Here is a 12573-nt window from a genome sequence, read left to right as displayed (position 1 = left end):
TGGCGGCCACCGCCGCGCGGCTTTCCATGTAGCATCATCCCGCGCTATCGTAGGACGGCGCAATCCACGGAGGTCGTTTGGCCAAGCGTTCGCTCGATCTGCAGCTGCTGCCTTCCCCGGGCCTCAAGGACGCCCCGGTGCTGGACCTCATGTGCTCGCACTTCGTGCTGACGCTGGCGGCGAAACAGGGCGCGAAGTTCAACGTGCGCCGCGACCTCAACGGCCTGCTGTCGCTCGCGGGCCGGCACCTGGTGTGGCCGATGCCTTCGCTCGATCGCCTGCGCGAGTTCCTGGGCCGGCGCTGCAAGGACAACGAGTTCTGGCGCGGCCACGAGCAGCTCGCCGTGCGCGAATTCCTCGACCGGCACGGCGTGTGGCGCGGCCCGTACGAGGAAGGCACGCTGTTCTTCTACCTGGACGAATACGCGAAGGACCAGCCCAAGGACCTGCTGTCGGTGCTGGCCGTCACCGGCGACTGGCTCACGCACGCATTGAAGAAGCACTCCACGCTGGTGGAGAAGAACATCGACGCGCTCGCCAACCTGCTGCAGTTGAACAAGGCGGAACGCGCGCTGCTGTTGTACGGCACGCTGGCGCGCTACCAGCGCGACCTGCGCAGCCTGCTGGTGGAGTTCAAGGTGAACAACGCGCCGGAGGCCTACGCGGCGATCGCCGAAGTGGCGGGCGTGAACGCCGCCGACGTCGGCGAGGCGCTGCGCGCGGGCTCGCGCCTGGAGCGCATCGGCCTGGTGGAGAACCTGATCTCCGAGCACAACATCACCGACCTCGCCGACCTGATGAAGGTGAGCGAAAAGCTGCCTCCGGTGCTGATGCGCGAATATCGCGACCAGAACGAGCTGATGGCGGTGTTCACCCGTCCTTCGGCGAAGAGCGAGCTCACGCTGGAGGACTTCGGCTTCGTCGCCGACGACGCGCAGGTGCTGCGCAGCATGCTGCGCAACGCGGTGGAGCGCAAGGAAGCCGGCGTCAACGTGCTGCTGTACGGCCCGCCGGGCACCGGCAAGACCGAACTCGCGAAGGTGGTGGCGCAGGTCGCGGGGCTGGAGCTGTTCGAGGTGGAATACGCCGATCGCGACGGCAATTCGCTGTCCGGCCGCGACCGCTACCGCTCGCTGCAGATCGCGCAGGTGTTCCTCAAGGGCAGCGCGCAGGCGGCGCTCCTGTTCGACGAAGTGGAAGACGTGTTCCCGCCGATCTCCAGCGAGGCCGCGCAACTGATGGCGCGCGCCGAGCAGGTGGTGGCGCCGCCTTCGGGCAGCGTCAGCGGCAAGGCCTGGGTCAACCAGATCCTGGAATCGAATCCGGTGCCGACGATCTGGGTCACGAACCGCATCGAGCAGATCGATCCGGCCTTCCGCCGCCGCTTCGCCTACCACCTCGAACTGAAGTCGCCGCCGCCGGGCGCGCGCGAGGCGCTGGTGCTCAAGACGCTCGAGGGCGTGAGCGTGTCGCCGGCCTTCGTCGCCAAGCTGACCGAACGCAAGGGGCTCACGCCGGCGCAGATCCGCACCGCGGTGCGTTTCGCGGGGCTCGCCGCGCACGAGGACGTGCCGGCGGAGGAACTGATCGAGCGGCAACTGCGCAACGCGGACCGCGCGCTCGGCACGCGCAGCGACGACGGCGGCGCGCGCCGCAGCGTCACCACCTACGACCTCGACATGCTGAACGTCGAGTCGCGCTACGAGGTGCCGCGCATCGTGGAAGCGCTCAAGGCGCGCGGCCACGGCACGCTGTGTTTCTACGGCGCGCCGGGCACCGGCAAGACGGCGCTGGCCGAACACATCGCACGCAGCCTCGACAAGCCGCTCCTGATCAAGCAGGCGAGCGACCTCATGAGCAAGTTCGTCGGCGAGACCGAGCAGAACATGGCGTCGATGTTCCGCGAGGCGGAGAGCGAGAAGGCGGTGCTGCTGCTGGACGAAGCCGACAGCTTCCTGCAGGACCGCCGCGGCGCCCAGCGCAACTACGAGGTGACGGAAGTCAACGAGATGCTGCAGGGCATGGAGCGCTTCGCCGGCATCTTCATCTGCACCACCAACCTGATGGACCGCATCGACCAGGCGGCGCTGCGCCGCTTCGCGTTCAAGATCCGGTTCAAGCCGCTCACCGCGCCGCAGCGGGAGAAGATGTTCGTGACCGAGGCGCTGGCGGGGGACCGCGAGAAGCTGTCGGTCGAGGCTGTCGCGCGTCTCGCCAAGCTGGACCAGCTCGCGCCCGGCGACTTCGCCGCGGTGAAGCGCCAGGTGGAGATCCTCGCCGCGCAGCTCACGCCGGAGGAGTTCCTCGAGCAGCTGGAGGCGGAGCACCGGATCAAGCCGGAGGTGCGGGAGGCGCGGAGCATCGGGTTCTTGCAGTAGCCGTCATCCCCGCGCAGGCGGGGATCCAGGGCTTCCGCTTTCGACGCCCTGGGTTCCCGCCTCCGCGGGAATGACGGACCGCTCAAGCCATCGCCTGCAACACATCCATCACCTGCGCCCCATAGCTCTCCAGCTTCTTCGCGCCGATCCCGCTGACCAGCGTGAGGTCGTCGAGCGAGCCCGGGTTCAGTGCCGCGATCGCCGCGAGCGTGGCGTCGGGGAAGATGATGTACGCCGGCAGGTTGTGCGCCTTCGCCACTTCCGTGCGCCACGACTTCAGCGCCGCGAAGCGCTGCTGCCCCGCGCTGTCCAGCGCCGCGGCGACCGCGGGCGTCGCCTTCGAACCGCCGCGATCGCGCGTGCGTGAGCGGCCCGCCGGCTGGCTCACCGACTCGCGCAGCAGCACCTCGCGCTCGCCCTTGAGCACCAGGCGCGAACTCTCGGTGAGGTGCAGCGTATTGAACGCCGCCGCATCCACCTCTAGCGCGCCGGTGGCGATCAGCTGGCGCAGCACGCCACGCAGCTGCTGCTCGGAATATTGCGAGCCGATGCCGTAGGTGGACAGCTTCTGGTGGCCGAACTGGCGCACCTTCTCGGTGTCCTTGCCGCGCAGGGTGTCCATGATGTGCCCCGCGCCGAAGTGCAGGCCGTTGGCCTGCTGCACGCGGTAGATCGTCGACAGCAGCATGCGCGCCGCTTCCGTGCCGTCCCACATGGCGGGCGGCGTGAGGCAGTTGTCGCAATTGCCGCAGGGCTGGGCGTGCTCGCCGAAGTAGCCGAGCAGGCGCACGCGGCGGCAGTCGGTGGCTTCGGCCAGCGCCAGCAGCGCATCGAGCTTGCCGCGCAGCGCCTGCTTGAATTCCTCGCCGGCGGGGCTCTCGTCGATCATGCGGCGCTGGTTCACGACGTCCTGCAGGCCGTAGGCCATCCAGGCGTCGGAAGGCAGGCCGTCGCGGCCGGCGCGCCCGGTTTCCTGGTAGTAGCCTTCGATGTTCTTCGGCAAATCGAGGTGGGCGACGAAGCGCACGTCCGGCTTGTCGATGCCCATGCCGAAGGCGATGGTGGCCGTCATCACCACGCCTTCCTCGCGCAGGAAGCGGTCCTGGTGGCGCTGGCGCACTTCGGCGTCGAGCCCCGCGTGATAGGGCAGGGCGTCCATGCCCTCGCGGCACAGGACTTCGGCGATCTCCTCCACCCGCTTGCGCGACTGGCAGTAGACGATGCCGGCCTCGCCGGCGTGCTCGCGCTCGATGAAGCGCAGCAGCTGCAGCGTGGGATCCTTCTTCTCCGCGATCGTGTAGCGGATGTTGGGGCGGTCGAAGCTGCTGACGAACTGGCGCGCCTCTTCCAGCTGCAGGTGCTGCACGATGTCGGCGCGGGTGTTGGCGTCCGCCGTGGCCGTCAGCGCGATGCGCGGCACGCCCGGATAGCGCTCGTGGAACACGGCGAGCGCGCGGTATTCCGGCCGGAAATCGTGGCCCCACTGGCTCACGCAATGCGCCTCGTCGATGGCGAACAGCGCCAGCTGCCGCTTCTGGTACAGGCTGTCGAGCAGCGACAGGAAACGAGGCGTCGCCACGCGCTCCGGCGCGGCATAGAGCAGGGTGATCTCGCCGCGCAGCAGACGCTTTTCGACCGCGTTGGCTTCCTCGCCGCTCAGGGTGGAGTTGAGGAAGGCGGCCTGCACGCCGACCTCGTGCAGCGCGCCGACCTGATCGTGCATCAGCGCGATCAGGGGGGACACGACGATCGTGACGCCCTGGCCGGCATGCTGGCGGGCCAGCGCGGGGATCTGGTAGCACAGCGACTTGCCGCCGCCGGTGGGCATGAGCACCAGGGCGTCGCCGCCGGCGACGACGTGGTCGACGATCTCGGCCTGGGCGCCGCGGAAGGCGGCGTAGCCGAAGACGTCCTTGAGGAGGGAGAGCGGAGTGGTAGCCAAGCCGTGCATTGTCCCGGAAGCTACAGGTCTAACGCCTTGTCCCTACAATTCGACGACCATGAAGCCTGTGATCTATACACGCGCCCAGGCGCTGCCCGGGTTGCTGAAGCAACGCATCCTGATCCTGGATGGGGCGATGGGCACCATGATCCAGCGCTTCAGGCTGACCGAAGACGATTTCCGCGGGACCACCCAGGCGGCCCCCGAAAGTGGCCGCGAGCGCTTCCGCGACCACCCCAAGGACGTGAAGAACAACAGCGACCTGCTGGTGCTGACGCGTCCCGACGTGATCCGCGACATCCACGAGGGCTACCTCGCCGCCGGCGCCGACATCGTCGAGACCAACACCTTCGGCGCCAACACGGTGGCCCAGGAGGACTACGGCCTGGCGCACGTCGCCCGCGAGATGAACGTGGCGGCGGCGAAGCTCGCCCGCGGCGCGGCCGACAAGTACTCCACGCCCGACAAGCCGCGCTTCGTGGCCGGCGCGCTCGGCCCGACGCCGCGCACCGCCAGCATCAGCCCGGACGTCAACGACCCGGGCGCGCGCAATACGGATTTCGAGCAGCTGCGGGCCTCCTACAAGGAGCAGGTCGAAGGCCTCATGGAAGGTGGCTGCGACCTGCTGCTGGTGGAAACCATCTTCGACACGCTCAACGCCAAGGCGGCGCTGTTCGCGATCGACGAAGTATTCGTCGAGACCGGCGAGCGGCTGCCCCTCATCATCAGCGGCACCGTCACCGACGCCTCGGGCCGCATCCTGAGCGGCCAGACCGTCACCGCCTTCTGGCACAGCGTGCGCCATGCGCAGCCGCTGGCGGTCGGCCTGAACTGCGCGCTGGGCGCGGCGCTGATGCGCCCCTACATCCAGGAGCTGAGCCGGATCGTCGACGATACCTTCATCAGCTGCTATCCCAACGCGGGCCTGCCCAATCCCATGAGCGACACCGGCTTCGACGAGAAGCCGGAAGACACCTCGCGCCTGCTGCGCGAGTTCGCCGCCGAGGGGCTGGTGAACATCGTCGGCGGCTGCTGCGGCACCACGCCGGAACACATCGCCGCGATCGGGCAGGCAGTGCAGCCGCTGCCCACCCGTTCGCTGCGGCGGGATTACTTCCATAAGGACGCCGCGTAAGGCATAGGGCGGACCCCACCCGGCACACGGAAATCGCCTAAGGTTTCCGCGCCACGCTTCGCTTCCCGTTCGTTGACCGTTTCGCGGGCCCACCCGTAGATTCGATCGGCCGTTCGTCGTGGAACCAAACCACGGCAACGGGTGTTCAACAAACAGGGAAGAAAAGCAGTGCAAATCCAAGTGGGAGATATTCTCCAGGCCCGCCATGACATGGCGGTGGTGTTCGTGTCGTACGTGGTGTCGGTGCTGGGCTCGTATGCGGGCCTGCATCACGCGCAGTTCATGTACGGGCGCGGCGGCAAGCTCAATTGGGCGATGGTGACCGGCGCCGCGGTGGCGCTGGGCGGCATCGGCATCTGGACCATGCATTTCCTGGGCGTGATGGGCTATCGCCTGCCGCTGCCCGTGGTCTACGACGGCGTGCTCACGGTGGCGTCCCTCGTGGCCGCCATCGTCATCGCCGGCATCGCCCTGCTGCTTGCCAACCGCGGCGGCCGCTTCAACCGCACCGGCTGGATGTTCGGCAGCGTGCTGGCCGGCCTGGGCGTTTGCGTCATGCACTACATGGGCATGTACGCCATGAACCTGCGCGCCGAGATGCGGCTGGACTTGCTCACGGTGGCCGCGTCCGTCGCGATCGCGATCACAGCCGCGGCGGCCGCGCTCTGGCTCGCCTCCCACGTGCGCCAGACCTCGCACCGCATCGGCGCCGCGCTCGTGATGGGCGTCGCCGTCTGCACCATGCACTACACGGGCATGGCGGCGGCGGACTTCATCTGCATCGCGCAGCAGTCCACGCCCGATTGGTCCATCGGCGGCGACCTGATCCCGATGGTGTTCGGCGTCGCGGGGCTGGTGCTGGTGGTGCTGACCTGGAACCTGCTGGGAATCCTGGGCGGCAACGCGAAACAGGGCGGCACGCCCGCGGGGGCACGCCGCGCCTGAGTCCCGCGGGACGCGTCAGCCCTCCGCCGCCTCCAGCGGCCGTACCGTGAGGTACAGGGGCTGCGCGCTTCCCGGCCGCAGCAGCTTCACGACGCTGTCGCGGCCGACGCGCTCGGGCTTCAGGGCCTGGTACAGCGCGTCGACCGAAGCGATCGCCTGGCCGTCGATGCCGAGCAGCAGGTCGCCGGGGCGCAGTCCCGCGCGTTCGGCGGGGCTGCCCGCTTCCACCGAGAGGACGTGCACGGCGCTGGACTGCTCCAGTCCGAGCGGCACCACGATGCGACGATCGAGCCGGGTGGTGCTGCCGCCGACCCCGAGGTAGCCACGCCGCACGCGGCCATGCCGCAGCAGCTCCGGGATCACGAGGTGCGCGATGTCCACCGCCACCGCGAAGCAGATCGCCTGCGCCTGCGGGATGATGGCGGTGTTCACCCCGATCACCTCGCCGCGCGCATTGAGCAGCGGGCCGCCGGAGTTGCCCGGATTGAGCGCGGCGTCGGTCTGGATCACGTCGGGGATCAGGCGCCCGGTGGACGCGCGCATGCTGCGTCCCAGCGCGCTGACGATGCCCGCGGTCACGGTGTGCTCGAAGCCGAGCGGATTGCCGATCGCGACGGCGATCTCGCCGCGCTTCACGTCGGCCGAGCGGCCCAGCGTCGCCGGGGTCAGCGCGCCTTGCGACAGGCCGTCGACCTGCAGCAGCGCGAGGTCGGTGTGCGGGTCGTCGCCGACCCAGCGCGCGACGAAATGCCGGCCGTCGCTGAAGGAGGCGTGGAAGCGGCGCGTGGCGTCCGGCCGCTTCGCCTGGCCGGCGCGCACCACGTGCGAGTTGGTGAGCAGGTAGCCGTCGGCCGTGAAGAGGAAGCCCGAGCCGCTGCCGGCGGCCTGGCCGGCGCCGTCGAGCAACTGCACGGCGGCCACGCTGGGCCCCACCTGCTCGGCGACCTGCGTCACCGTGCGCGAATAGGCATCGAGAAGGTCGAGATCGCGTGCACCCATGCTGGCTCCAGGCAGTCCAGATGGGGCGGCGGCCCCTGGAAAACAAGGGCGGTCACCGGAGTCAGCGCCGGGCCCGGCGGGCGATAACCCGCCGGCCCCTCGCCGTGGGACTTGGCCGGTAAGCGTTCGTCCCACGCCATGAACTTTGCCGGGGATGGGCCGGAAAGTCTTGCTGTTTTGCTGGACTTCCTTGGAAGAGGACGAAAATCCTTCTGTCGAATCCCCTGGATGCCGATAGACTGGGGGCCATGGACGCGATCGACCGCAAAATCCTCAAGGTCCTGCAGCAGGACGCCCGCGCCAGCCTGCAGCAGATCGGCCACGCCGTCGGGCTGAGCGCCTCGCCGTGCTGGGAGCGGATCAAGAAGATGGAGCTGGCCGGCGTGATCGAGGGCTACACCGTGCGCCTGAATCCGCAGGCGCTGGAGTTGAACGACACGGTGCTGGTGCAGCTCACGCTGGACAGCCACACCGACAACACGCTGGAGAAGTTCGGCGAGGTGCTGGCGACGATCCCCGAGGTGATCGAGGCCTACCTGGTCTCCGGCGAGTACGACTACCTGCTGCGGGTGGCGGTGAAGGACACGCGCGACTACGAGCGGCTGCTGCGCGAGAGGCTGTACAAGATCAAGGGGATCCGGCACAGCAAGTCGTCGTTCGTGCTCAGGACCTTGAAGAAGGCGGATCTGCCTTTGTGATGGTGGGCAGCGGAGCTGCCCACCCTACGGGTCCAACCGGTATCCGTAGGGTGGGCACGGTGACGTGCCCACCATTGCTAAAATCCCCATCTGCTCAAGGAGCGCTGCAGCAGTCCGTGGACTGTCAGGCTTGAGATGGACCCCAACCGCGCTCACTTTGGATCCAACCCCGAGGTGAGTATGCAAGAGCAGCCCTCCGTTCCCCCCATGAAGCTGTCCGGCCTGGAGCCCGTCTCCATCGGCCCCGGCAGCCTGTTCGTCAACATCGGCGAGCGCACCAACGTCACCGGTTCCAAGGCCTTCGCCCGCCTGATCCTGGCCGGCCAGTTCGAGCAGGCGCTCGCCGTCGCGCGGCAGCAGGTCGAGAACGGCGCGCAGGTGATCGACATCAACATGGACGAGGCCATGCTGGACAGCAAGGCCTCCATGGTGCGTTTCCTGAACCTGATCGCCAGCGAGCCCGACATCGCCCGCGTGCCGATCATGATCGACTCCTCCAAGTGGGAGGTGATCGAGGCGGGCCTGCGCTGCGTCCAGGGCAAGGGCATCGTCAACTCGATCTCGATGAAGGAAGGCGAGGCCGAGTTCAAGCGGCAGGCCACGCTGGTCAGGCGCTACGGCGCCGCCGCCGTGGTGATGGCCTTCGACGAGAAAGGCCAGGCCGACACCTACCAGCGCAAGATCGAGATCTGCGAGCGCGCCTACCGCGTCCTGGTGGACGAGGTCGGTTTCGCGCCCGAGGACATCATCTTCGACCCGAACATCTTCGCGATCGCCACCGGCATCGAGGAGCACAACAACTACGCGGTCGACTTCATCGAAGCCACCCAGTGGATCAAGCAGAACCTGCCGGGCGCGAAGGTCTCCGGCGGCGTCTCGAACGTGAGCTTCTCCTTCCGCGGCAACGATCCGGTGCGCGAGGCGATCCACACCGTGTTCCTGTTCCATGCGATCAAGGCGGGCATGGACATGGGCATCGTCAACGCCGGCATGGTCGGCGTGTACGACGACGTCGAGCCCGAGCTGCGCGAGCGCGTCGAGGACGTCGTGCTGAACCGCCGTCCCGACGCCGGCGAGCGGCTGGTGGAGATCGCCGAGCAGGCCAAGGGCGCGGCCAAGGACGATACGAAGAAGAACGAGTGGCGGCAGAACCCGGTGGAGCAGCGCCTGGCGCACGCACTGGTGCACGGCATCACCGACCACATCGTCCCCGACACCGAGGAGATGTACCAGAAGGTCGTCGCCAGGGGCGGCCGCCCGCTGCACGTGATCGAAGGCCCGCTCATGGACGGCATGAACATCGTCGGCGACCTGTTCGGCGCCGGCAAGATGTTCCTGCCGCAGGTGGTGAAGTCCGCCCGCGTGATGAAGCAGGCGGTGGCCCATCTCATTCCCTACATCGAGGAAGAGAAGCGGCTGCAGGAAGCGGCCGGCGAGGACGTCCGCTCCAAGGGCAAGATCGTCATCGCCACCGTGAAGGGCGACGTGCACGACATCGGCAAGAACATCGTCACCGTCGTCCTCCAGTGCAACAACTTCGAGGTGGTGAACATGGGCGTGATGGTCCCGTGCCACGAGATCCTGGCCCGGGCCAAGGTCGAGGGCGCGGACATCGTCGGCCTGTCGGGCCTGATCACGCCTTCGCTGGAGGAGATGCAGTACGTCGCCGGCGAGATGCAGAAGGACGAGCACTTCCGCGTGAAGAAGATCCCGCTGCTGATCGGCGGCGCCACCTGCAGCCGCGTGCACACGGCGGTGAAGATCGCGCCGCACTACGAAGGCCCGGTGGTCTACGTGCCCGATGCCTCGCGCAGCGTCAGCGTGGCGCAGAACCTGCTGTCCGACCAGGCGGCGAAGTTCATCGCCGACGTCAACGCGGATTACGAGAAGGTGCGCCACCAGCACGCCAACAAGAAGCAGGTGCCGCTGTGGCCGCTGGCCAAGGCGCGCTCCAACAAGACGCCGGTGGACTTCAGCCGCGTGCCGCCCAGGCCGAAGTTCATCGGCCGGCGCGTGTTCAAGAACTACGACCTGGCCGAACTGGCGCGCTACATCGACTGGGGACCCTTCTTCCAGACCTGGGACCTGGCCGGGCCCTTCCCCGCGATCCTGAAGGACGAGGTCGTCGGCGCCGAAGCGGTGCGCGTCTTCTCGGATGGCCAGCGCATGCTCAAGCGCCTGATCGAGGGCCGCTGGATCACCGCCAACGCGGTGCTGGGTTTCTGGCCGGCGAACACGGTGAACGACGACGACATCCAGCTCTACGCCGACGAAAAGCGCGAGCAGCCGGTGCTCACCTGGTACGGCCTGCGCCAGCAGACCGAGAAGCAGGTGATCGACGGCGTGATGCGCCCGAGCCGCTGCCTGGCCGACTTCGTCGCGCCCAAGGGCGTGGCCGACGACTACGTCGGCGTGTTCGCGGTGACGGCCGGCATCGGCGTCGACAAGAAGGAGCAGTACTTCCTGGCCGACCACGACGACTACTCCGCGATCATGCTCAAGGCGCTGGCCGACCGCCTCGCCGAGGCGCTGGCCGAAGCGCTGCACGAACGCGTGCGCAAGGACCTGTGGGGCTACGCGGCCGACGAGGCCCTGTCCAACGAGCAGCTGATCGGCGAGAAGTACAGCGGCATCCGTCCCGCGCCCGGTTACCCCGCCTGTCCCGACCACAGCATCAAGCGCGACATGTTCGCGCTTCTGCATCCGGATGAGATCGGCATGGGCATCACCGAGAGCCTGGCGATGAGCCCGGCGGCCAGCGTGAGCGGCTTCTACCTGGGCCATCCGGACAGCACCTACTTCAACGTCGGCCGCATCGGCGACGACCAGCTGCAGGACATGGCGCGTCGCAAAGGCGCCGCAATCGAGGATGTGCAGCGCCTGCTCGCGCCGAATCTGTGAACCATTACACGGAATGACAAGCCGGCGGTACGCCGGAAGCCTGGCTCTGCCGTTGAATGACGGCAGAGAAGGAGAAAACCTCATGAAGAAACTCGTCATCGCCAGCCTGCTGGCTTTCGGTGCCCTCAACGCCATGGCCGACAACCCGCACGGCTTCCCGCCCGGCATCGCCAAGAAGATGAAGTCGTGCGACGACTGCGGTTACGTCCAGGGCGTGAAGAAGGAAAAGCGCAAGGGTGAAGGCGGCGCGGTCGGCATCGTGGCCGGCGCCGCGGCCGGCGGCCTGCTCGGCAACCAGTTCGGCAAGGGCAACGGCAAGACGGCCATGACCGTCGGCGGCGCCGTGGCCGGCGGCTTCGCGGGCAACGAAGTGCAGAAGCACGTCACGTCCAAGGAAGTGTTCGTCACCACGGTGAAGATGCACGACGGCTCGATCCGCAAGTTCGAGCAGGAAGCCGCTCCCGGCTGGAAGTCCGGCTCCATCGTCAAGGTGAACGGCAAGGCGATCGTCGCCGTCGCTTCCTGATCCCGCGGCGCCCTGCCGGGCGTCGTCATCCTCCTACCGTCGAAGCGAGGCCGCGCCGATAGGCGCGGCTGAAGCGCTGCGCCATGCTGAGCGGCATGGCGCTGTCCGACCGCGTTCCCCGCCGCTTGCGCGGCCTGCTGCAGACCGCCAGGCCGATCGCGCGCGCCTTCCAGCTGTGGAGCGAAGCGGGCGGCATGCGCATGAGCGCGGCCATGTCCTTCTACGGCATCCTGAGCCTCGCGCCGCTGCTGCTGGCGATCGTCGGCATGCTGGGGTGGTGGATGGACCGCACCGTGCTGGAGAAGGGGCTGCTGCAGCAGATCGGATCGGTCATCGGCGCGCAGGGCACGGCGGTGATCGCCGAGGCCCTGCACAGCGCGCAGGAGCCGAAGCAGGGGATCGCGGCCACCATCGCCGGCTTCGTGGTGCTGCTGTTCGGGGCCACCGGCGTGTTCGGCGAACTGCAGAACGCGTTCGAGCGCCTCTGGTCGCATGGCCGGGGCCCGGCGCCGAAACAGAACTTCTGGCACATCGCCTCGCTGCGCCTGCGCGGCATCGGCTACATCCTCGTGTTCGGCTTCCTGCTGCTGGTGTCGCTGGTGGTGTCCACGGTGCTGTCGATGTTCTCCGGCTGGGCAGGTGACTGGATCCCGGTGGAGATCGCGGCGCGGGTGCTCAACGAGGCGATCGGCTTCGTCTTCGGTGCCGCCTTGTTCCTGGGCCTCATGCGCCTGTCCGGCGGGCCGAAGCCGCGCACGCGCCACCTCGTGTTCGGCGCCTGCGTGGGCGCCATCCTGTTCACGCTGGGCCGGCAGCTGATGGCGATCTATCTCTCCAGTGCCGCGGTGGTGTCGGCCTACGGCGCCGCCGGCTCGCTGATCGTGCTGCTGATGTGGATCTACTTCTCGTCGGCGGTGCTGCTGCTGGGCGCTGCGTCCGCGCGCGCGGTGGAGGAACACGCGGTGCAGCGGCGGGGTTCGGCGCTTCGCGCGCTCACCCCGCCCTACACGGTCTCGTAGTCTCGTAGGTCGGCGGTGAGCGGCGAAGCC

9 protein-coding genes and 1 riboswitch are annotated in these 12573 nt (G+C 68.1%); of the genes, 7 read left to right on the top strand and 2 right to left on the bottom strand.

The genetic code is table 11. From position 1 onward, the window contains the following. The first annotated feature begins 77 nt into the window (after window positions 1-77). Window positions 78-2378 (top strand): ATP-binding protein, encoded by a 2301-nt coding sequence (locus VF522_RS20425; protein ID WP_330910153.1) that lies wholly within the window; start codon window positions 78-80, stop codon window positions 2376-2378. 82 nt (window positions 2379-2460) lie between these two features. Here VF522_RS20425 and recQ read toward each other — a convergent pair whose 3' ends face one another. Beyond that, on the bottom strand, window positions 2461-4329 hold the full coding sequence (gene recQ / locus VF522_RS20420; protein ID WP_330910152.1) for a DNA helicase RecQ: 1869 nt from the start codon (window positions 4327-4329) through the stop codon (window positions 2461-2463). 49 nt (window positions 4330-4378) lie between these two features. On the opposite strand from recQ, the gene VF522_RS20415 reads away from it, so the two are divergent. Together VF522_RS20415 and VF522_RS20410 are read left to right on the top strand one after the other, a co-directional pair. After that, entirely contained in the window at window positions 4379-5455 is a 1077-nt protein-coding gene (locus VF522_RS20415; protein WP_330910151.1) for a homocysteine S-methyltransferase family protein, read from the top strand. Window positions 5456-5635: 180 nt separating this feature from the next. Further along, window positions 5636-6400, top strand: coding sequence for an MHYT domain-containing protein (locus VF522_RS20410; protein WP_330910150.1), 765 nt, complete (start codon window positions 5636-5638; stop codon window positions 6398-6400). 15 nt (window positions 6401-6415) lie between these two features. Here the strand turns inward: VF522_RS20410 and VF522_RS20405 are convergent, their stop codons facing one another. Next, window positions 6416-7399, bottom strand: coding sequence for a S1C family serine protease (locus tag VF522_RS20405; protein WP_330910149.1), 984 nt, complete (start codon window positions 7397-7399; stop codon window positions 6416-6418). Window positions 7400-7647: 248 nt separating this feature from the next. Here VF522_RS20405 and VF522_RS20400 point away from each other — a divergent pair, with 248 nt between their 5' ends. The 4 genes from VF522_RS20400 (at window position 7648) to VF522_RS20385 (ending at window position 12543) form a co-directional block, all read left to right on the top strand. Continuing rightward, window positions 7648-8097, top strand: a complete 450-nt coding sequence (locus tag VF522_RS20400; RefSeq protein WP_330910148.1) for an Lrp/AsnC family transcriptional regulator — start codon at window positions 7648-7650, stop codon at window positions 8095-8097. A 90-nt stretch (window positions 8098-8187) separates the two neighbouring features. Then, a riboswitch (S-adenosyl-L-homocysteine riboswitch) is annotated at window positions 8188-8258 on the top strand. 19 nt (window positions 8259-8277) lie between these two features. Further along, window positions 8278-10998, top strand: a complete 2721-nt coding sequence (metH, locus tag VF522_RS20395) for a methionine synthase (protein WP_330910147.1) — start codon at window positions 8278-8280, stop codon at window positions 10996-10998. A gap of 82 nt (window positions 10999-11080) precedes the next feature. Further along, window positions 11081-11524, top strand: a complete 444-nt coding sequence (locus tag VF522_RS20390) for a glycine zipper 2TM domain-containing protein (RefSeq protein WP_330910146.1) — start codon at window positions 11081-11083, stop codon at window positions 11522-11524. Between the two features lie 83 nt (window positions 11525-11607). Then, window positions 11608-12543 carry a YihY/virulence factor BrkB family protein gene (locus VF522_RS20385; RefSeq protein WP_330910145.1) on the top strand — a complete coding sequence of 312 codons (936 nt, stop codon included), beginning with the start codon at window positions 11608-11610 and terminating at the stop codon, window positions 12541-12543. Window positions 12544-12573 lie beyond the last annotated feature (30 nt).

The organism is Ramlibacter sp. (assembly GCF_036383835.1).
Taxonomy (GTDB): Bacteria; Pseudomonadota; Gammaproteobacteria; order Burkholderiales; family Burkholderiaceae_C; genus Ramlibacter.
This window is presented reverse-complemented; position numbering and strand designations above follow the sequence as displayed.